We start from the raw sequence: 19,916 nt of genomic DNA, 5'->3' as shown, positions 1-19,916 counted from the left end.
GTCACACCGCTGGCAGCAGCTGGGGATTCCACACGATCTCCCACAGGTGGCCGTCCGGGTCCTGGAAATAGCCTGCATAGCCGCCCCAGAAGGTGTCGGCGGCAGGCTTCACGATCCTTGCCCCGGCTTGCCGCGCCTGCGCCATGACGGCGTCGACCTCCTCCTTCGAGACGACGTTATGGCCGAGCGACTTGTCAGTGGGATTGAGCACCCCTTGCGGCAGGCCGGTGTCGTGTGCGAGGCTGGCGCGCGGCCAGAGTGCCAGCTTGAGGCCGGCCTGCAGGTCGAAGAGGGCGACGGCGCCATGGTCGAATTCGGCGCCGATGATCCCTTCCGTTGCCAGTCCGAGGCCGTCCCGGTAGAAGGCCAGCGCGCGCTCAAGGTCGGCGACGCCGAGGGTGATGACCGTGATCCGAGCTTTCATGCAAAGCACTCCCAGAAAAAACAGGTCGCGTCAGGCCCGTGCGGCCTGCGCCTTCCCTTTTGCAAGCTTCCAGTATGCCCGCAATCCCAGCAGCAGCGCCACGATCAATCCGACAATGATCGGCTCCTGGAAATCGTTCTTCCCCGCCTTCATCCACCAGAAATGCAGGATGCCCAGCGGCGCGATCAGGTAGATCAGCCGGTGCAGCCACTGCCAGCGCTTGCCGCCCAGGCGCCTCACCATCGCATTGGTGCTGGTCGCCGCCAGTGGGATGAGCAGGACGAAGGCGATGAAGCCGACCGTGATGAAGGGCCGCTTCACCACGTCCTTCAGCATCGCGGCGATGTCGAAGAAATGGTCGAACCAGAAGAAGCAGGTGAAGTGCAGCAGCGCGTAGAAGAAGGCGAACAGCCCCAGCATGCTGCGCAGCTTGATCACCCAGTTCCAGCCGCTCAGGCGCCGCAGCGGCGTCACCGCCAGCGTGATGCACAGGAAGTACAGGGTCCAGTCGCCGGTGCCGCGCGTGAGGAACTCGAGCGGCTCGACCGGAACCTGCTGCGCCACCAGCCAGGCCATGCGCAGGAAAGGCAGCAGGGCCAGCACGAACACGGCGACTTTGATGGCCGTGAGCTGTTTCGGCGTAGGAGTCACAGCCATCGTCAAAAGAATTTTTTGAGGTCCATGCCGCTGTACAGCGAGGCAACCTGGTCGTAGCCGTTGAACATCAGGGTCTTGCGCTTGGCCTTGAAAAAGCCGTCCTCGCCGATGCGGCGCTCGCTGGCCTGCGACCAGCGCGGGTGGTCCACGTTCGGGTTCACGTTCGAATAAAAGCCGTATTCGTTTGGCGCCGAATCGTTCCAGGCAGTACGCGGCTGACGGCTCACCAGCCGGATTTTGACAATTGACTTGGCCGACTTGAAGCCGTACTTCCAGGGCACGATCAAACGCACCGGCGCACCGTTCTGGTTCGGCAGCACCTGGCCGTACATGCCGACCGTGAGCAGGGTGAGCGGATGCATGGCCTCGTCCATGCGCAGGCCCTCGACATAGGGCCAGTCGAGCACCGGGCTGCGCAGGCCCGGCATCTGCTTGTTGTCGGCCAGGGTGACGAATTCGACGTATTTCGCATTGGCGGTGGGCTCGACCTGCTTCAGCAGGTTCGACAGCGAATACCCGACCCAGGGGATCACCATCGACCAGCCTTCGACGCAGCGCAGGCGGTAGATGCGTTCTTCCAGCGGCGCCAGCCTGGTGATGCGGTCGATGTCGAGCGTGAGCGGCTTCTTCACCTCGCCCTCGATCGTCACCGTCCATGGCCGGGTACGCAGGGTGTGCGCGTTCTCGACCGGGTCGCCCTTGTCGGTGCCGAATTCGTAGTAATTGTTGTAGGAGCTGGCGTCCTTGAAGGAGGTCTGCTGTTCTTGCGTGGACAGGGCCGCGTTGCGGGTGGCGGCGAGCTTCGCGCCTTGCGCGAAGGCTTCGCGATTCGCCATCTCCCAGATGCCCGTGCCCACCGCGGCAGTGGCGGCGATGCGGGCGATGAATTGGCGCCGGCCTTCGTAGACCTCGCGCGGCGTGATCTCGGAGGGAAGGATGAGCCCGCCCTCGCCGGGTTTCTTGATCAGCATGACAAAACCTCACGGAGTGTGTGAGGTTTTACATTACACCACTTTCCCTTAAGGCTGCGTTAGACGCGCCGGGACGATCACAGTTCGCCGTAGGAATGCAGCCCCGACAGGAACATGTTCACGCCCAGGAAGGCGAAGGTGGTCACCAAGAGGCCCACCACCGACCACCAGGCCGCCACGCGGCCGCGCAGGCCCGACATGAGGCGCATGTGCAGCCAGGCCGCGTAGTTGAGCCAGACGATCAGGGCCCAGGTCTCCTTCGGGTCCCAGGACCAGTAGCCGCCCCAGGCTTCGGCCGCCCACAGCGCGCCCAGGATGGTGGCGACCGTGAAGAAGGCGAAGCCGACCGAGATCGACTTGTACATCACGTCGTCCAGCACTTCCAGCGCCGGCAGGCGGTCGGCCAGGATGCCGTGGGATTTCAGCAGGTAGGCGGTGCCGACCATCGCGGCCAGGGCGAAGGTGCCGTAGCCGATGAAGTTGGCCGGCACGTGGATCTTCATCCACCAGCTCTGCAGGGCCGGCACCAGCGGCTGGATCTGGGCGGCGTCGCGCGACACCGTGTACCACAGCAGGAAGGCGACGGCCGCGGCGATGATCAGGAGCACGAAGGGCCCGAGCTGGCGGGTGGCGTAGCGCTGCTCATAATAGAGGTAGAACAGCGCCGTGATGAGGGCGAACAGGATGAAGACTTCATACAGGTTCGACACCGGGATGTGGCCCACGTCCGGCCCCAGCAAATAGGACTCGTACCAGCGCACCATCATGCCGACGGAGCCCAGCACCACGCCCGCCCAGCACAGCTTGCTGCCGATCGAGCCGCCGAATTCCGAGCGGCTGACCAGGCCCAGCCAGTAGAACACGGTCGAGAACACGAACAGTGCGCTCATCCACAGGATGGCGGACTGGCTCGACAGCATGTATTTCAGGAAGAATTTCTGGTTGGCGGCATCGATGGCCCCGCCGTACAGCGAAATCGCCCACAGCGACAGTACCGCGACCAGAGGCAGCAGCCAGCGCATCGGCTTCCAGTGCCAGCCCAGCAGCGCGAAGGTCGGCGCGGTGAGCACCAGGATCACCTGTTCATAGATGTCCATGTGGTGGGCGTAGCGGTTCAGCGCGAACAGCGCCGCGGCGAGCAGGCCGGCGCCGTACAGCCAGTCGATCGCGTTCAGGCTGCGGAAAAAGCCCGGCTGCTGGACATAGGCCTTGGTCTGGCCGGCTTGTGTTTGCGACAGTTCCATCATGGTCTCCTTGCCGCGGCGTCAGGCCGGCTGCGGCAGTTTTTCTTTCAAATCGTCGAATTCGCGCTCGAAGTCGAGGGTCTTGCGCTGGGTGCTCATGGCCATCAGGGCATGGGCGCCATCTTCAGTATCGCGCACCCACACCCAGATGCGCCGTTCACGAATATAAAACATTGCGAACACGCCCGCCACCAGCAGCAGGCAGCCGAAGTAGACGATGCTCTTGCCCGGCGAGCGCGTCATCTGCAGCACGGAGGCCTTGACCTCGACAAACTCTTCCAGCTGCAGGTAGACCGGGGCGCCGTAGAACACGCTGTCGGACAGGGCATTGGTGGCCAGCTGCAGGAAGCGGCCGTTGGCCTCGCTCGGCTCGACCGGCGCCAGGCCGGCGCGCGCATTGGCCGCCTGCCACAGTTCCCACAGGGCGCCGTTGAGCATCTTCATGAAGATGGTGGCGGCCTTTTCCTGCTCCGCCTGGGGAATTTTTTCCAGGAACTGGGACACGCCGATGAAGCCGCCGCGGCCGCCCTCGCCGGAGAAGATCGCCAGCGTGCGGCCGGCGGATTCTTCCAGCTGGCCAGCCAGCCCGCCCTGCGCAAGCTGTTCCGGCCCCAGCGCCCGCGCCGCGTAGCGCCTGGCCGCCTCGCTGCGCAGTGCCGGGTCGGCCAGCGCGGCGCGCAGGCGCATCCAGGTGCGCACGCTGTACTCGCTGTCGGCCGGAATGCGCAGGAAGCTGAAGTTTTCCGAAGGATTGCTGCGCACGCCGGCCAGGTAGACCTGGGCGCCCTCGAGGGTCAGCGGCTGCATGTAGTTCATGAACTCGCGCGCCTGGCCGGTCTTGTCGCGCAGCTTGTACTGCACGCTCGGGCCGACGTTCTTGAGGTCCTTGGCGCCATCGTTTTTCGCCGCCGAGCCGGAGGCCTTGCCCAGGGTGCTGGCGAACTGCTCGTTGAACGAGGTGTTTTTCGCCACCGCGCGGGCGTCCGTAGTTGAGCCTGCACCTGCCGCGATGTTCTCGACATTGAAGGGACGGAAGCCCGACCATTCGACCGACCAGGTCTCGCCGCCCTGCTTCAGCTCGGTGGCCGAGCCGACCGTGCCCTCGATCTGGAAGGCCTTGTCGGCCGTGCCGCTCATCGGGAAGCCGGTGAGCTTGAGCTTGCTGCCGCCATCGTCGAAGCTCGACTGGTAGACGGCGATGCCCTTGTAGATCAGCGGATGGTTGACCTTGATCGTGGCCGGGAAGGTCTTGCCGGTCTCGCTGTCGCGCACCAGCACGTCGCTGGCAAACAGCTTGGGCATGCCGGTCGAGTAGAAATCGATGTGGAACTTTTCCAGCTTGATCGAGAACGGAAGTTCCTGCACCAGCACACCCGCGGCCTGGGGCAGCAGCGCCGTGTTGCTGGTCTGGCCTTCGGCGATCAGGGTATTGCCGCGGAAGCTGGGATTCGATGTGCCCAGGCGGTGCTGGGCCGGGATGTCGGCGATCACGCCGCTGCCGCCGAAGGGCGTCTTGCCGAGGAACCACTGCTGGAACTTGACCGGCAGTTCCGAGTCGAGCATGCCGCCCAACAGGATCACGATGATGGCGCTGTGCGCGAAGATGTAGCCGAACTTGTTGCCGGCGCCCTTCTTCGCCGCCACCAGCATGCCGCCGTCCTTCTCGACCAGCTTGACGGCGTAGCCGGCATGGCGCAGGCGTTCGGCGGTCTGGGCAGCCAGGGTGGTGCGGACCAGCGGCGCGGTCCACTCGGCTTTGTGGTGGAAGTTGCGCAGGGAATCCTCGCGCACGTGCTCGCGCCAGCTGCGCATGTCGCGCACCATCTTCGGCGCATTGCGCACCACGCACAGGGCGGTGGACACGATCAGGACCACCAGGATCAGCAGGAACCACCAGCTCGAATACACGCTGTACAGGCCGAGCCTGGCGAACACCTCGAACCAGAACGGCCCGAACTGGTTCACATAGTTCGGCATCGGCTCGTTCTGCTTGAGGACGGTACCGATGACCGAGGCGATGGCGACGATCGTCAGCAGGCTGATGGCGAAGCGCATCGAGGACACCAGCTCGACCGCTTCGGCGAACCCGCGACGGCGGGTGTTCAGTTCAATTCCGGTGGTACGCATGTTCCACTACTTCCGTAAAGCGCCAGCAAATCGGCCGAGCATACAGCAAAAAGGGCAGCCAGCTCAGCGCCGCCGCCCTTTGTTTTTACGTTCCTGGCGCTGCTTACTTCAGGCCCGCGATATAGTCGGACACCGCCTTCATTTCTTCCGGCGACATGCGCTGCGCGAGCGTGGTCATCTGGACGCTGTTCTTGCGGGTGCCGTTCTTGAAGGCGTCCAGCTGGGCATAGGTGTAGTCCTGGTGCTGGCCCGACAGGCGCGGGTATTGGGCCGGGATGCCGCCAGCGGTGGCGCCGTGGCAGCTGGCGCAGGCGGCGACGCCCTTCTCGGCAATGCCGCCGCGGTAGATCTTGCGGCCCAGTTCGACGGTGTCCTTGTTCTTGGCGGCGCCCGGCTTGGCCTTCTGGGTGGCGAGGTAGGCGGCGATATGGCGCTTCTCGTCCTCGGTCAGCATCTTGGCGTAGGTCGTCATGACCGGGTTCTGGCGGTTCGGAGTGGTGAAGTCGACCAGCTGCTTGTGGGTGTAGTCGGCGATCTGGCCCGAGAGTTTCGGGTTGGCGACGATGGTCGAGTTGCCGGCGGCGCCATGGCAGGACATGCAGGCAGGCAGGCCGCGCGCGGCGTCGCCCGCATCGTAGAGGGTTCCGCCCTTGGCCGGGTCGGCCTTGGCGACGGCGGTTGGCGTAGCCGCGGAGGCACTATTGCACAGGACCAGGCTTGCAACCAACAAGGACTTCAAAAGCGGAAACGTCAAACGATTCATTCAAGCACCCTGAAAAAGTCAAAAACAGAATTTTGGATTTACAGTGAAACAGTGCAGCAGCCTTCTTGGTACTCCCCCGGAGCGGAGCATGGTTCAACCCCTTATTGTACAATAGCTTTGTTTCCTCATCGCCATTTCGTTGTCATTTACACCTTCCCTTATGTCCAGACTTTGGCAGGCCCGGTTCTTCACGACCGTTAATCAGGTGCGCGATCTCCCTGGCACGCAAGTGCCCGAAATCGCCTTCGCCGGCCGCTCGAATGCGGGCAAATCCACGGCGATCAACATCCTCACCAACCAGAAGGGCCTGGCCTTCGCGTCGAAGACGCCCGGCCGCACCCAGCACATCAATTACTTCTCGATCGGCGGCGCCCACGTGGGCCAGCACCGCAAGGACGCGGTCCGGGTCGACGAGATCGAAGCGCTGCTGGTCGACCTGCCGGGCTACGGCTACGCCGAAGTGTCCGGCAATGCCAAGCTGCACTGGCAGAAGCTGCTGGGCGACTACGTCCAGCGCCGCGAGCAGCTGGCCGCGCTGGTCCTGATCATGGATTCGCGCCGTCCCTTCACCGACCTCGACATCCAGATGCTCGAATGGTTCGCCCCTACCGGCAAGCCGATCCACTGCATCCTGACCAAGGCGGACAAGCTCAACCAGAACGAAAAGACCAACGCCTTGCGCCAGGCGCGCCAAATCCTCGACAGCTACGTCGACGAGGAAGGCGAAGGCTTCCCCTTCACGGTGCAGCTGTTCTCGGCGCTCAAGCGCATCGGCATCGAGGAGGCGGACGCCAAGATCCTCGAGCTGCTGGGGCTGGATGGCGAAGCGCCGGAAGCCGGCGGCACCGACGAGGATTCGGCTGCCGCTCCTGATTCGGAATAATCCTTCAGACTCACCACTGGACGACCATGACCATCATCACCCCCGCCACCTACCCTGCCGCCCGCATGCGCCGCATGCGCCGCGATCCGTTCTCGCGCGCCCTGATGCGCGAGAATGTCGTGACCGCCTCGGACCTGATCTATCCGGTCTTTATCCTCGAGGGCGAGAACCAGCGCCAGCAGGTGGCCTCGATGCCGGGCGTGGAGCGGGTGTCGGTGGACCTGCTGCTGAAAGTGGCCGAGGAATGCGTGGCCCTGGGCATCCCGATGCTGGCCCTGTTCCCGGTCTGCGATCCGGCGCTCAAGACCCATGACGGCATCGAGGCGACCAACCCGGAAGGCCTGGTGCCGCGCGCCGTGCGCGAACTGAAGCGCCAGTTCCCGGAACTGGGCATCATGACCGACGTGGCGCTCGATCCCTACACGACCCACGGCCAGGACGGCCTGCCGGACGAGAACGGCTACATCGTCAACGAGAAGACCATCGAGATGCTGATCCGCCAGGCCCTGGCGCAGGCCGAGGCCGGCGTCGACGTGGTGGCGCCCTCGGACATGATGGACGGCCGGATCGGCGCGATCCGCAACGCCCTGGAAGCGAACGGCCACATCCACACCCGCATCATGGCCTACTCGGCCAAGTACGCATCGAGCTTCTATGGGCCGTTCCGCGACGCGGTCGGCTCGGCCGCCAACCTGGGCAAGGCCGACAAGAACACCTACCAGATGGATCCGGCCAACAGCGACGAAGCCCTGCGCGAAGTGGCGCTCGACCTGGCCGAAGGCGCCGACATGGTGATGGTCAAGCCGGGCATGCCCTACCTGGACGTGGTGCGCCGCGTGAAGGACGAGTTCAAGGTGCCGACCTTCGCCTACCAGGTCAGCGGCGAGTACGCGATGATCAAGGCGGCGGCGCAGAACGGCTGGCTGGACCATGACAAGGTCATGATGGAATCGATGATGGCTTTCAAGCGGGCGGGCGCCGACGGCGTGCTGACCTATTTCGCGCTGGACGTGGCGCGCAAGCTGAAGGCGCAGGGCTGAGTATCTGCCTCTCACGAAGAACCGCGCTCAGTTCACACTCAGCGCGGTTTTTTGTTGCCCCGTCAGTAAGCCTGGACGTTCACCGCCAGCAGCTCGACCGCCTCGCCATGGGCCGTATCGTGATGCTGATGGTCATGGCCGTCCTCATGGCAATCCGGCGTACACATCGGCACGATGCGCAACTGGATGCTGCCGTCCGCCGGCATCGATTGGCGCAGCTTGTCGCTTAGCGGCAAGGTATAGGTCAGGGCGCCGTGGGTGCCGCGGTGGCCGAACATCATGATGGTTGCCAGGTAGTGGGGGCTGGACGCGTCCACGTGCGACAGGTCGTCCGGCCCGTTGAGGATCACCATGTAGGCGTCGTGCGACATCTGGGGGAAGTTCAGGGTGACGTTGGCCACCAGCACCTGGCTGCCCGTCCTGGCCGCATCGACCATGGTGCCGGGCAGGCGCACTTGCGCGCTGGCCGGTTTCGCCCTGTCGACCCGCCGCCTGAGCACGCTACCCTCGACGACCTGCCCGCGCATCGCTTTCCCGCGCGGGACGGCCACGGCCGCCGGCACGGCGTCGTCGCCGGAACCCTGCTCGTAGCCGTAGTCGAAGGCGCTCATCGCGGCGTAGTCATCGGTCCGGGTCTTGGTCACGGGCTTGCCTTCCTTGTCGACGAAGAACAGGAAGTTTTGGCGTGCCCAGCGGTAGTAATCGGTCGCGCGTTCCGCCGCCGATTTCTCTGCGTCGGGCAAGTCGGTGCGCAGCTCGGCACCGGCCGGCAGGTGCGGCAGGCCGAGGCGCATCTGGCGGCGGGTCCAGACCTCCCACAGGCGGTCGATGTTGCCGTGGTGGAGGAAGAAGATCGGGTCCACCGGCGACAGCATGCTGGCCATGAAGCCGCGCGTCTCGACGAAATTGCAGTTGCGCGAACCCACGCAGCGGTGGATCGAATTGTGGGGCCGGGCTTCCAGGATACCGAAACCGGCCGAAGTGCTGTGATTCGCGGTCTTCGGGCTGCCGAAGGTGGGGAAGTCGGGCGCCGCCAGAGCGGCCTGGATCGTGGCCAGGGAGCAGGCGTCGGCCGTGGCCAGCGAGAAGCCCGGCTGCTCGCGCCGCATGCCGCGCGCGCCCGGCTGGTCGAAGAACATGCGGCCACGCGGATCGGTCACCATGTCGAACATCACGTCCTGCTCGAAGCGGATGCGGCGCGTCAGCAGCTGGCTGAGCTGCGAACGGGGATTGAAGCTCCCGCCGGGCAAGGACCAGTAGCCGGCGCCTTCGAGCACGCCGCCCAGGGCGCGCTGGAAATCGCCGGCGGTCGCCGTGTAGGCCGCATGGTTGGGGTCGAGCACGTCGTCGAACATGCCGTTCGGGACTTTCTGCTCCGCAGTCCAGTCCCAGTACGGCAGGGCGAATTGCGGATCGCCGCTCAGGTCGCGGCAGATCTGTTCGAACCAGCCGAGGTAGGCGCGGTGCCAGGGCAGGAACCACCAGTTGCCGTGCGGGCAGTCCAGCGTGTGGATGATGGCCTGGCGGTACCAGTTGCGCGGATCCTCGGGCGGCAGGGCCAGCATGGCGCGCACGGCCTTGGCATAGCTTTTCAGCATGCGCGCACCATGCGGGCCCGACGCGTTGTAGCGGCGGTAGCGCGGCGCCGGCGCGTTGGCACGGGCCAGGCCACCCAGTGGCAGCATGGTGGTGCAGACGGCGAGGCTGGCCGCTTTCAGCGTGGCGCGGCGCGACTGGTTGCACACCTCGTATGGCTTGTCGATCATGACGTGCTCTCCGGTAGAGTGTGAACGATGCCCGGAGGCCTTCCCCGGACATGGCTGGCCTAGCCGGATCGGTAGGCGTAAAACCAGCCTAAGCGCTTCAGTTCGCTTGTCATATGGGCAAACACAACAGTACTGAGTGCCGCGCTATTGCGCCAGATTGAACGCGTTTCCGGGGTGCAAAGCTGTCACAGAACACCGGGCTGGCTCGTCTAAGAGGGACTAAGCCACTTTTTGAAAAAGGAAACACCATGTCCGCGCTCCGCCTCCCCTATTACTCCCTTTCCCCCACCGTCTACCAGGCCCTGGGCGCGGCGGGAACCGCCCTCGACGCTTCGCCGCTCGGCAAGCCACTGGTGCACCTGGTCTTCCTGCGCGTTTCGCAGGTCAACGGCTGCGCCTTCTGCGTCGACAAGCATGCCCGCGACCTCGTCTCGGGGGGCGAAGACTTCCAGCGCATCAATAGCCTGGCGACCTGGCGCGAAACGGATTTCTTCAGCGCGCGCGAGCGCGCCGCCCTGGCCTGGGCCGAAGCGGCGACCCGCCTGGAACACGGCGAGGTGCCCGACGCGGTCTTCCTGCCCTTGAAGGAATTGTTTTCCGAACGGGAGATTGCCGACCTCGGCTTTGCAACGGCCCTGATGAATGCCTGGAACCGGATGGCGATCGGATTCCGCCAGCCGGTGGCCCGCGCGGCCTTCCCCTGAACCCGGCCGGAGCAGCGACGATGGCTCAGCAGGACGAAGTCCAGCGCTTCTCGGCCTTGCGCCCGCGCCTGTTCTCGGTCGCCTACCGCATGCTCGGCATCCGCGCCGATGCGGAAGACGTGGTCCAGGACGCCTGGCTGCGCTGGAGCGATCCGGGCCGCGGCCCGCTGCGCTCGGACGAAGCATGGCTGGTGTCCGTGGTGACCCGCCTGTCGATCGACCGCCTGCGTGCGGCCAAGGTCCAGCGCGAACACTACATCGGCGAATGGCTGCCCGAACCGCTGGTCGGCGTGGACGAGCGCACCCCGGAGGACGCGGCCGAACTGGCCAGCGAGCTGTCGGTGGCGCTGATGTGGGTGCTGGAACGGCTGGCGCCCGAGGAACGTGCGGCTTTTTTGCTGCGCCAGGCCTTCGACCAGGACTACGGCGAGCTGGCGGCGGTGCTCGGCAAGAGCGAGGCCGCCTGCCGGCAGCTGGTGCACCGCGCCAGCGAGCGGGTGCGCCGCGACACGCCGCGCTTCCAGGTGCGCAAGGACGTGCACCGCAGCCTGCTCGAACGCTTCCTGCTGGCCGCCAGCCGGGGCGACGGGGCGGCGCTCAGGGACTTGCTGGCCGAGGACGTCGCCATCGTGGCCGACGGCGGCGGCAAGGTCGCGTCGTTCATGAAGATCGTACGCGGCGCCCAGCGCATCGCCAACCTGTACAAGGCGGTCTACCTGCGCAATGCGCCGCGCCTGGCCTACCGCATGGCACTGGTGAATGGCGAACCCGGCCTGCTGCGCTACATCGACGGCCGGCTCGAATCGGCCCAGGCCTTCGTGACCGATGGCGAGCGCATCGTCGCCATCTACGCGATGCGCAATCCCGACAAACTCGGCGCCGTGGACCTGGGGAACTGAATCAGCGCCATTGCGGCGGCGGTTTGTACTCCGGGAACATTTCCTTGAACAGGAAAGTCATCAGGGCGTCCGTGTCCTGCGGCCTGGCGCTCAGCTTGACGATGCGCCCGAGCCGGTGCGAGTCCCACTCGAAGTCGCCGGTCTTTTCGCGGCGGATCAGCTCGATCATCTTCTTGACCACGGCAATCTCGACGTCCGGCTCGCTGCCCTGCTCCACCGTCACCTGCGTCAGCCAGCGGCGCTGGAAGTTCGGGTTCCAGCCGCGGAACTTCAGGTCCATGCTGTGGAAGGTCTTGTTCGAGATCGAGAACACGCCGCCGCTCTCGTTGCGGTCTTCGCGGCCGCGGCCGTTGATGGCGGCGACGTTGGCCAGCGCATTGCGCATGCCCTTCGCCGCGTCGCTTTCCTCAGACGCCGGCTGTTCGCTGCCGGTTGCCGCGCCGCGCTGGCGGCGGCGCGCATTGATGAAGTCCTGCATGTCGACGGGCTTTTGCTCGTCGAACTTCTGCGGCGGTTTGCTTTCCTTGACCGGCTCTTCCGGCGGCGTGGTGATGGTGTCCGGCAAGCGTGCAATCTCGATCCGCTCCTGGAGCGGCACCGGGATGGACGGCAGCGGCAAGGGCCTGGGCGCCTGCGCGCGTGGCGCCTCCGCCGGTTTTTGTTGCATTGGCGCGACGTAGACCACCTTGCCCTCGTCGCCCGAGGCCGGCTTGGCCTGCTTCGCATCCTTGTCAGGCTGGAACAACCAGATCACGACCAGCAGTACGTGCAGCAGGACCGTGCCGATCAGCGCCGGATGGTTCGGTCCCTGGCGGCCGTAGGTGAGCGCCGGGCGGCCCCGCATCGGCAGTGGCTGGCCGCAGTGGGCGCACACGTCGCTGTGCTCTTCGTAGATGTGGGAATGGTCACGCAAGGTCGAACGGGTTCCTGGCTGTCAATAAGGCTGCACGAGAGCCGCAGTCTAACCGTTTTATGGCAGTGGCGCAGCTTAGGGGAAGCTTAGCGTTGCCGGAAACCGGCAGGCGGAGTAGTCCGCCTGCCCTTCCCGTCAGTGTGCCGCCTCGAGCTTGGACAGTTGCCGGTCCGTCATCGGGCCGGTGCCGCTGTACTTGTCGAGGTAGAGATAGATCACCGGGGTGATGTACAGGGTGATGACCTGCGAGAAGATCAGGCCGCCCACCACCGCCAGGCCGAGCGGCTGGCGCAGCTCGGCGCCGGCGCCAATGCCCAGCGCGATCGGCAGCGCGCCCATCATTGCCGCCAGGGTCGTCATCAGGATCGGGCGGAAGCGCAGGATGCAGGCCTCGCGGATCGCCTCCTGGGGCTTCATGCCCTGGTTGCGCTGGGCGTCGAGGGCGAAGTCGATCATCATGATCGCGTTCTTCTTGACGATACCGATCAGCATCAGGATACCGATCATGGCGATCAGGGTCAGGTCCATGTCGAACAGCCACAGGGTCAGCAGCGCCCCCACCGCCGCCGACGGCAGGCCGGCCAGGATGGTGAGCGGGTGAATATAGCTCTCGTACAACACACCCAGCAGCACATAGATCACGCCGATGGCGGTGATGATCAGGATGAGCTGGCTCGACTGGGTGTCCTTGAACACCGCCGCGTCGCCGCCGTAGTTGGTGATGATCGAGGCCGGCAGCTTCATCTCGCGTCCCATCTGTTCGATCGCCGTGGTGGCGTCGCCCAGCGGCACGCCCGGCGCCAGGTTGAAGGACAGGGTGATCGCCTGCAGCTGGCCCTGGTGGTTGACCGCCAGCGGGCCGACCGTGCGCTTGACGGTGGCAAAGCTCGACAGTTTCACCAGCTCGCCGTTCTTGGAACGCACCGAGACCCGCGACAGCGCTTCGTCGTAGTAGCGGTCGCTGGCCGCGGCTTCCAGGATCACGTAGTAGCTGGCCGCGGTCGAGTAGATGGTCGAGACCTGGCGCTCGCCGAAGGAGGCGTACAGCACGGTGCGGATATCGGCCATCTCGACGCCCAGCAGCGCCGCCTTGTCGCGGTCGATGTCGATGGTGGCCTGCAGCGCCTTGTTCTGCGAGTCGCTGGTGACGTCGCGGAAGCGCGCATCTAGACGCATGCGTTCCATGAACTGGTCGGCCCAGCCGCCGATCTCGCCGCCCGACACGCTCTGCAGCGTGTACTGGTAGCGGCTCTTGGACTGGCGGCCGCCCAGCTGCAGGTTCTGCACCGGCGACAGGAAGACCTGCACGCCGGCGACCTGGCGCGTGGCCTTGCGCAACGCGTCGACCACCTGCGGCATCGGCGGACGCTCGCCGCGCGGCTTCAGCACCAGGAACATGCGGCCGGTATTGCCGCCGCCGGTGAACGAGGTCACGTCCTTCACGTGGGGGTTGGCGCGCACGATGTCCACCACCTGGGCCTGCAGCTTCTGCAGTGCCAGCGAGGAGGTGTCTTCCGAGGCTTCGACGGTCACGCGCAGCTGGCCGATGTCTTCTTCCGGGAAGAAGCCCTTCGGCATGGTCATGTAGAGCACGGCGGTCAGCACGAAGGTGCCGAGCGCCAGCATCAGCACCAGGAAGCGGTGGCGCAGCGCCATGTCCAGGCTGCGGCCGTAGCCGTCGCGCACGTTGGTGAACATGGCTTCGAAGCGGCGGCCGATCCAGGACATTTCTTTCGGGTCGACGTGGCCGCCATGCTTGATCAGGCGCGAGCACAGCATCGGCACCAGGGTCAGCGAGACCACGGCCGAGACCAGCACCGCCAGGCCGACGATCACCGCGAATTCGCGGAACAGCAGGCCGATCACGCCCGGCATGAAGAAGATCGGGATGAACACGGCCACCAGCGAGATCGAGATCGAGATGATGGTGAAGCCCATCTCGCGCGAGCCGACCAGGGCCGCCTGCATCGGCTTCTTGCCCATCTCCATGTGGCGCACGATGTTTTCCAGCACCACGATGGCGTCGTCGACCACCAGGCCGACCGCCAGCGTGATGCCGAGCAGGGAAATGTTGTCGAGGCTGTAGCCGAAGGCGTAGAGCAGCGAGAGCGCGCCCAGCAGCGAGATCGGCACGGTAACGGCCGGGATGAAGGTCGCGGTCAGGCGGTGCAGGAACAGGAAGATCACCAGGATGACCAGCACGACGGTGCCGGCCAGGGTCAGGTTGACGTCGTGGATCGCTTCGCGGATCGAATCCGAGCGGTCGTTGACCAGGTGGATCTTGATCGACTGCGGCAGCTGGGTCTCGAAGCGCGGCATCAGCTCGCGCACCGAGTCGACCACCTGCACGGTGTTCGCGTTCGGCTGGCGCTGCACCATCAGCACGATCGAGCGTTCGCCGTTCAGGCTGCCCATGGCCTTGACCGACTGGTAGCTGTCCTCGACCTGGGCGATGTCGCGCAGGCGAACCGGCAGGCCCTCGCGGGTGGCGACGATCAGGCCGGCGAAGTCGGCCGCGCGCATCAGCTGGCCGCCGCCCTGGATGGTCAGGGTCTGGGTCGGGCCGTCCAGGATGCCGAGCGGGGTGATCGAATTGGCCGAGCGCAGCGCGGTGGCCAGTTCGGACATCGAGATATTGCGTGCGCTCATCAGGTCATGCTGGGCGCGCACCCGCACCGCGAAGCGCTTGCCGCCGTTGACCGTCACCTGGGCGATGCCGGGCAGGGTCGAGATCGCCGGCGAGACCAGGTTTTCCGCGTAGTCGTTCAGCTCCGACAAGTCCATCGACGGCGAGGTCATGTGCATGAACAGGATCGGGGCGTCGGCCGGGTTGATCTTGCGATAGGACGGCAAATCGGTCATTTCCTGCGGCAGCTGGCGCTGGGCCTGCAGCAGCGCGGCCTGCACGTCGACGGCGGCCTGGTTGACGTCGATCGATTCGTCGAACTCGAGCGTCAGCGAGGTGTTGCCCTGGGTGCTGGTCGAGCTGATCATCTTGATGCCGGCGATGGTCGCGAACTGCTTTTCCAGCGGCAGCGCGACCGACGAGGCCATGTTCTCCGGGCTGGCGCCCGCGAGGTTGGCGTTGACGTTGATGACCGGCGTGTTATAGCTCGGCAGCGCCGCGACCGGGATGTGCATGTAGGCCAGCACGCCGACCAGGACCAGGCTGATCGACAGCAGGACCACCATCACGGGACGGCGGATACACAGTTCCGACAGGTTCATGCCTTGTCACCCTTCTGGGCGGGCGCCGCGGTTTGTGGTTTGGCACCGGCAACCGGGGCGCTGGCCGGACGTACCTTGCCACCCGGACGCAGGTTCTGCTTGCCCTCGGTAATGACCTTCTCGGTCCCTTGCAGGCCGGTCACGGCAGCATACTCGCCGAAGCCGTGCAGGCGCGCCACCTTGACCTGTTTTGCTTCGCTGCCCTCGCCCACCACGTAGACGAAGGTGCCCTGGGTGCTGGTGATGATCGCGTTCTGCGGGATCACGACGGCGTCGCGGATGGTCTGGACGGTGACGCGGGTCGTCACGTACTGGCCCGGCCACAGGCTGGACTCCGGATTGGCGAACTGGGCTTTCACGCGGATGGTGCCGGCGCTAGGGTCGACCGCGTTGTCGACGAACTTCAGCTCGCCGCTGACCGGCTTGGCCTCGCCGCCGGTCGAGGCCTGCACCGCCACCTTGCCGGCGCGCTGCGCCGACAGCAGTGCGCCGAGCGCGGATTCCGGCATGTTGAACGAGACGTCGATCGGATCCAGCTGGGTGATGGTGGTGAGCGACGTGGCCGGCTGCACCAGGGCGCCCGGATGGATGTCGATGGCGCCGACGCGGCCCGACATCGGGGCGCGGATGCTGGTGTAGCTGGCGCTGACCCGGCTGGCGCGCGATGCCGCGGCATTGCTCGCTACCTGCGCACGGGCTGCGTCGACCTGGCTCTTGAGGGAGTCGACCGCGCTCTGCGACAGGAAACCCTGGGAAGACAGTTCCTGGCTGCGCTTGTACTGGCGCTCGAGGTCGGCCAGGGTGGCGCGGTTCTGCGCCACTTGCGCTTCGGCACGGGCGACGTTGGCGCGGTCGGCGCGGTCGTCCAGCGAGAACATGAGCTGGCCTTCCTTGACGAACTGGCCTTCGCGGATGTGCACCTGGCGGATGGTGGCGGTGGTCTGCGGATGCAGGTCGACGGTGCGCACCGGGGTCACGGTGCCGTTCGCGGACAGCTCGACGCCGACGTCCTGGCGCTGGGGTGCGATCACGTTGACGGTGGTCGGCGGCATGCCGCCCTTGCCGCCCGGGCCTTTGCCGCCCTGGCCATTGTCGGCGTGGGCGCCGTCACCCTTGTTCAGGTACCAGGCGCCGGCGACGGCCAACGCCACGACACCCACGATGAATCCCGCGTTCTTCTTTTTCATGTTCGTCCCTTGCCGCCATTCCCTGCGGCTCTTTCCCTTGTGTTAAGCGGCCTGCGCCGCGCTGCATTCTCGCACGGCCATGTATCAGGATTGTGTATCCGCCAAGTTTTGCTGTGCTTATTTGTTCGGGTAGTACTCCGGCAGCACCAGCGTCACTTCCAGGCCGCCTTCCGGGTGGTTGGCCAGCGCGATGCTGCCGCCATGCTGTTCGGCGATGTTGCGGGCGATGGTCAGGCCGAGGCCGGTACCGCCCGACTCGCGCGAGCGCGAGGTTTCGACCCGGTAGAACGGGTCGAACACCCGCACCAGTTCGCCCGCCGGGATGCCGGGGCCGCTGTCGCGGATGCGCACCCGCGCCGCGCCGTTGATCCGCTCGACGCAAACGCGTGCATCGCGGCCGTACTTCACCGCGTTGTCGATCAGGTTGCCGAGGCAGCGGCGCAGGTCCATCGGCCGGCCCAGCAGGGCAATGCCGGCCTGCCCCTTCAGCGCCACCTGCTGGCCGGCGTCGACGGCATCGGCGCACACGGCCTCGAGCAGCGAGTCGAGGTCGAGCATCTGCATGTTCTCGGTGGTGTCCATGCTGCGCGCCAGCACCAGGCCTTCGCGCACCATTTCCTGCATGGCCGACAGGTCGCCGATCAGGCGTTCCTGCAATTCCGCATCCGGCACCTTTTCGAGGCGCAGGCGCATGCGGGTCAGCGGCGTCTGCAGGTCATGCGTGATCGCCGCCAGCATCTGGGTACGCTGGAAAATGTACTGGCGGATCCGCGCCTGCATCGCATTGAAGGCGGCACTGGCCTGGCGGATCTCGCTGGCGCCGGTCAATGCGAGCGGCGCGCGGTTGATGTCCTGGCCCAGGTCCTGGGCGGCCCGCGCCAGCACCTTGAGCGGGCGGGTGGTCATGCGCGCCACCACGTAGGCGAGCGCGGCAATGCTGAGCAGGAACAGGGCGATGGTGGTGCGGTAGTCGGTCTCGGGACCGGTGATGGCGGTACGCGGCGGCAGGACCGACAGGCGCAGTTCCTCGCCGTCACGCAGGCGCACGTTGAGCATCTCGCAGGCGCCGCGCCACTGCACGCTCAGCAGGCCATACAGCACCGGCAACTGGTGCGGCATGTCGCACGAGGCCGGGCGGCTGGCCGCAGAGGTGATGCTGTAGCCGTCGCCAAGGCGCGCCGCCAGCGCGCGGGCAAAGCCGGTCGGCACGCCGGCCAGCGGTTCGGGCGCCCCGACTTCCAGGCGCAAACCGGGGCGGTTGGCCACCGACAGGTAGACCGAACGCGCCGAGGTCGGCACGATTTCGGTGGCCATCACCAGTTGTTCGGCGCGCTCGAGCACGTGCTGGTCGCGCTGCTGCTGGACCACGCGCTGGCGCTCGAGGTCGGCGGCCAGCTGGGTCAGGGCTGCCGAGATCAAGATACCGAGCAACAGTGTGATGAATACGCGCCCCGTCATCGATCCGAGGAAGGCTTTCACGCGGGCGGCTCCACCGTTACCTGGCCGGCCAGCACGTAGCCGCCGTTGCGCACGGTCTTGATGATCTGCGGCATGCGCGCGTCTTCGCCCAGCTTCTGGCGCAGGCGGCTGATCTGGATGTCGATCGAGCGGTCGAAGGGGTCGGCGTCGCGGCCCTGGGTGAGGTTGAGCAGCTGGTCACGGTTGAGCACGCGGTTCGGGTGCTCCAGGAACACGCGCAGCAGACGGAACTCGGCGCCCGACAGCATGATGACCACGCCCTGGGGATTGAGCAGGTGGCGCGCGGTGAGGTCGAGGGTCCAGCCGGAGAAGCGCATCTGCTGCACGTTCTCGGACGGGGCATTGGACGGCATCGCGTGCGAGCGGCGCAGCACGCTGCGGATGCGCGCCAGCAGTTCGCGCGGCTCGAAGGGTTTCGGCAGGTAGTCGTCGGCGCCCATCTCGAGGCCGAGGATGCGGTCGAGCGGCTCGTTGCGGGCGGTCAGCATGATGACCGGCAGGCTGGAGGTGGCACGCAGCTTGCGGCACAGGGTCAGGCCATCGTCGCCCGGCATGTTCAGGTCGAGCACGATGAGGTCGGGGCGCGCATCGTCGAGCGCCTTCCACATGCCGGTGCCATCGGCGGCCGACATGGTGCGGTAGCCGTTCGATTCCAGGTAGTCGGCGAGCAGGGTGCGGATATCGCGGTCGTCGTCGACGATCAAGATCGTAGAGGGATTGTCCATAACCGCAATTATCCGCATCTAAGCGAAGCATGGACAGCGGTTTTGTATCGGCTTGTATATGCCGATAGGCCCGAAACATATTGATACAAAGTATCGGACAGGGGAAATTCCTCGGTTACAGTTTGGGTCGATGATGGGAACCGTGCAGCGAGCAGTCCGGATGCAAAGTGCACACCTACCAGACTCTCACCAAGGAAAACACAATGAACACCGTCCGCAAAAACATCGTCAAGAATATCGTGACTGCGCTGGCTGCCTTTGGTATCGCCGGCGCCTCGCTCGGCGTGCAAGCCCAGACCGGCGCGCCGGAAGGCCGCCACGGCCACGCCATCACCAAGGAAGAGCGCCAGGCCAAGCACGCCGAGTTCCGTGCCCTGTCGCCTGAACAACGCCAGGCGAAGATGGCCGAGCGCCGCGCCGCCCGCCAGGCCCGGCTGCAGGAAGCGCTGAAGCTGACCCCGGCCCAGCAGCCGGTGTGGCAGGCTTTCGTTGCCAGCATGACCCCGCCGCACAAGGGTGAGCATGCCGGCCAGCGCCTGAGCAAGGAGCAGCGCGCCGCCCTGACCGCGCCGCAGCGCCTGGAGCGCCGCATCGCGATGCAGAAGCAGCGCACCGCCCGCATGGAAGCCCGCCTGTCGGCCCTGAACAGCCTGTACGCGGCCTTGAGCCCGGAACAGCGCAAGGTCTTCGACGAGCAGCAGCAGCGCCGCGGCGGCCGTCATCACCGTGGCCACGGCATGATGCAGGGCTGAACGCTCGACGCCTGAACGACAACGGACGCCCGCGGGCGTAATGCCGTTCAGTTAAGACTGAGCGGCATTTTTCTTTCGGGGTGTTGTAAACGGTAGCTGAGGCTGTTAACCTGCGTCACCATGTTTGATGACGCGCTCCATTTCCTCGTGCAGG

17 protein-coding genes are annotated in these 19,916 nt (G+C 65.8%); 5 read left to right on the top strand and 12 right to left on the bottom strand.

Features of this window, described 5'->3' with window-relative positions; translation table 11 throughout:
• Position 1: 1 nt before the first annotated feature.
• From AC56LK_RS21960 to AC56LK_RS21935, 6 genes are all read right to left on the bottom strand, one after another.
• Positions 2–424, bottom strand: coding sequence for a VOC family protein (locus AC56LK_RS21960; RefSeq protein ID WP_497186600.1), 423 nt, complete (start codon positions 422–424; stop codon positions 2–4).
• A gap of 30 nt (positions 425–454) precedes the next feature.
• Positions 455–1,081 (bottom strand): protein-methionine-sulfoxide reductase heme-binding subunit MsrQ, encoded by a 627-nt coding sequence (gene msrQ, locus AC56LK_RS21955; protein WP_497186599.1) that lies wholly within the window; start codon positions 1,079–1,081, stop codon positions 455–457.
• A gap of 2 nt (positions 1,082–1,083) precedes the next feature.
• The gene (gene msrP, locus AC56LK_RS21950; protein WP_497186598.1) at positions 1,084–2,052 is read right to left on the bottom strand and encodes a protein-methionine-sulfoxide reductase catalytic subunit MsrP; all 969 of its coding nucleotides are present in this window, start codon (positions 2,050–2,052) and stop codon (positions 1,084–1,086) included.
• Between the two features lie 77 nt (positions 2,053–2,129).
• Positions 2,130–3,296 carry a c-type cytochrome biogenesis protein CcsB gene (gene ccsB, locus AC56LK_RS21945; protein ID WP_497186597.1) on the bottom strand — a complete coding sequence of 389 codons (1,167 nt, stop codon included), beginning with the start codon at positions 3,294–3,296 and terminating at the stop codon, positions 2,130–2,132.
• A 21-nt stretch (positions 3,297–3,317) separates the two neighbouring features.
• Positions 3,318–5,423 (bottom strand): cytochrome c biogenesis protein ResB, encoded by a 2,106-nt coding sequence (locus AC56LK_RS21940; RefSeq protein ID WP_497186596.1) that lies wholly within the window; start codon positions 5,421–5,423, stop codon positions 3,318–3,320.
• A 103-nt stretch (positions 5,424–5,526) separates the two neighbouring features.
• Positions 5,527–6,186 carry a c-type cytochrome gene (locus tag AC56LK_RS21935; RefSeq protein WP_497186595.1) on the bottom strand — a complete coding sequence of 220 codons (660 nt, stop codon included), beginning with the start codon at positions 6,184–6,186 and terminating at the stop codon, positions 5,527–5,529.
• Positions 6,187–6,346: 160 nt separating this feature from the next.
• On the opposite strand from AC56LK_RS21935, the gene yihA reads away from it, so the two are divergent.
• A complete protein-coding gene (gene yihA / locus AC56LK_RS21930) occupies positions 6,347–7,069 on the top strand; it encodes a ribosome biogenesis GTP-binding protein YihA/YsxC (protein WP_497186594.1) in 723 nt (240 codons plus the stop codon).
• A gap of 26 nt (positions 7,070–7,095) precedes the next feature.
• On the top strand, positions 7,096–8,109 hold the full coding sequence (hemB, locus tag AC56LK_RS21925) for a porphobilinogen synthase (RefSeq protein WP_497186593.1): 1,014 nt from the start codon (positions 7,096–7,098) through the stop codon (positions 8,107–8,109).
• A gap of 62 nt (positions 8,110–8,171) precedes the next feature.
• Here the strand turns inward: hemB and AC56LK_RS21920 are convergent, their stop codons facing one another.
• Entirely contained in the window at positions 8,172–9,875 is a 1,704-nt protein-coding gene (locus AC56LK_RS21920) for a tyrosinase family protein (protein WP_497186592.1), read from the bottom strand.
• 248 nt (positions 9,876–10,123) lie between these two features.
• Between AC56LK_RS21920 and AC56LK_RS21915 the strand changes: the two genes are divergently transcribed.
• On the top strand, positions 10,124–10,579 hold the full coding sequence (locus AC56LK_RS21915; protein WP_497186591.1) for a carboxymuconolactone decarboxylase family protein: 456 nt from the start codon (positions 10,124–10,126) through the stop codon (positions 10,577–10,579).
• A 20-nt stretch (positions 10,580–10,599) separates the two neighbouring features.
• Positions 10,600–11,478, top strand: a complete 879-nt coding sequence (locus AC56LK_RS21910; RefSeq protein WP_497186590.1) for an RNA polymerase sigma-70 factor — start codon at positions 10,600–10,602, stop codon at positions 11,476–11,478.
• Position 11,479: 1 nt separating this feature from the next.
• Here AC56LK_RS21910 and AC56LK_RS21905 read toward each other — a convergent pair whose 3' ends face one another.
• The 5 genes from AC56LK_RS21905 to AC56LK_RS21885 all read right to left on the bottom strand — a co-directional run bounded on the left by AC56LK_RS21905 (position 11,480) and on the right by AC56LK_RS21885 (position 19,010).
• Complete coding sequence (locus AC56LK_RS21905) at positions 11,480–12,391, bottom strand: hypothetical protein (RefSeq protein ID WP_497186589.1); 912 nt, start codon at positions 12,389–12,391, stop codon at positions 11,480–11,482.
• Positions 12,392–12,526: 135 nt separating this feature from the next.
• Positions 12,527–15,619, bottom strand: a complete 3,093-nt coding sequence (locus AC56LK_RS21900; RefSeq protein ID WP_497186588.1) for an efflux RND transporter permease subunit — start codon at positions 15,617–15,619, stop codon at positions 12,527–12,529.
• On the bottom strand, positions 15,616–16,806 hold the full coding sequence (locus AC56LK_RS21895; protein ID WP_497186587.1) for an efflux RND transporter periplasmic adaptor subunit: 1,191 nt from the start codon (positions 16,804–16,806) through the stop codon (positions 15,616–15,618). Before AC56LK_RS21895 ends, AC56LK_RS21900 begins: the two co-directional genes overlap by 4 nt.
• 117 nt (positions 16,807–16,923) lie before the next feature.
• Positions 16,924–18,285 carry an ATP-binding protein gene (locus AC56LK_RS21890; RefSeq protein ID WP_497186586.1) on the bottom strand — a complete coding sequence of 454 codons (1,362 nt, stop codon included), beginning with the start codon at positions 18,283–18,285 and terminating at the stop codon, positions 16,924–16,926.
• Complete coding sequence (locus AC56LK_RS21885) at positions 18,282–19,010, bottom strand: response regulator (RefSeq protein WP_497186585.1); 729 nt, start codon at positions 19,008–19,010, stop codon at positions 18,282–18,284. Before AC56LK_RS21885 ends, AC56LK_RS21890 begins: the two co-directional genes overlap by 4 nt.
• A 203-nt stretch (positions 19,011–19,213) precedes the next feature.
• On the opposite strand from AC56LK_RS21885, the gene AC56LK_RS21880 reads away from it, so the two are divergent.
• Positions 19,214–19,762, top strand: coding sequence for a Spy/CpxP family protein refolding chaperone (locus AC56LK_RS21880; protein WP_497186584.1), 549 nt, complete (start codon positions 19,214–19,216; stop codon positions 19,760–19,762).
• The last annotated feature ends 154 nt before the right edge of the window (positions 19,763–19,916 follow it).

The organism is Telluria sp. ZB4P36, from assembly GCF_059685865.1.
This window is presented reverse-complemented; position numbering and strand designations above follow the sequence as displayed.

Excerpts from the sequence above, each read along its gene's own strand:
- msrP (WP_497186598.1), bottom strand. The coding sequence starts at position 2,052 with ATGCTGATCAAGAAACCCGGCGAGGGCGGGCTCATCCTTCCCTCCGAG.
- AC56LK_RS21910 (WP_497186590.1), top strand. The coding sequence starts at position 10,600 with ATGGCTCAGCAGGACGAAGTCCAGCGCTTCTCGGCCTTGCGCCCGCGC.
- AC56LK_RS21880 (WP_497186584.1), top strand. The coding sequence starts at position 19,214 with ATGAACACCGTCCGCAAAAACATCGTCAAGAATATCGTGACTGCGCTG.
- ccsB (WP_497186597.1), bottom strand. The coding sequence starts at position 3,296 with ATGGAACTGTCGCAAACACAAGCCGGCCAGACCAAGGCCTATGTCCAG.
- AC56LK_RS21920 (WP_497186592.1), bottom strand. The coding sequence starts at position 9,875 with ATGATCGACAAGCCATACGAGGTGTGCAACCAGTCGCGCCGCGCCACG.
- hemB (WP_497186593.1), top strand. The coding sequence starts at position 7,096 with ATGACCATCATCACCCCCGCCACCTACCCTGCCGCCCGCATGCGCCGC.
- AC56LK_RS21915 (WP_497186591.1), top strand. The coding sequence starts at position 10,124 with ATGTCCGCGCTCCGCCTCCCCTATTACTCCCTTTCCCCCACCGTCTAC.
- AC56LK_RS21940 (WP_497186596.1), bottom strand. The coding sequence starts at position 5,423 with ATGCGTACCACCGGAATTGAACTGAACACCCGCCGTCGCGGGTTCGCC.
- AC56LK_RS21895 (WP_497186587.1), bottom strand. The coding sequence starts at position 16,806 with ATGAAAAAGAAGAACGCGGGATTCATCGTGGGTGTCGTGGCGTTGGCC.
- yihA (WP_497186594.1), top strand. The coding sequence starts at position 6,347 with ATGTCCAGACTTTGGCAGGCCCGGTTCTTCACGACCGTTAATCAGGTG.
- AC56LK_RS21885 (WP_497186585.1), bottom strand. The coding sequence starts at position 19,010 with ATGGACAATCCCTCTACGATCTTGATCGTCGACGACGACCGCGATATC.
- msrQ (WP_497186599.1), bottom strand. The coding sequence starts at position 1,081 with ATGGCTGTGACTCCTACGCCGAAACAGCTCACGGCCATCAAAGTCGCC.
- AC56LK_RS21960 (WP_497186600.1), bottom strand. The coding sequence starts at position 424 with ATGAAAGCTCGGATCACGGTCATCACCCTCGGCGTCGCCGACCTTGAG.
- AC56LK_RS21935 (WP_497186595.1), bottom strand. The coding sequence starts at position 6,186 with ATGAATCGTTTGACGTTTCCGCTTTTGAAGTCCTTGTTGGTTGCAAGC.
- AC56LK_RS21900 (WP_497186588.1), bottom strand. The coding sequence starts at position 15,619 with ATGAACCTGTCGGAACTGTGTATCCGCCGTCCCGTGATGGTGGTCCTG.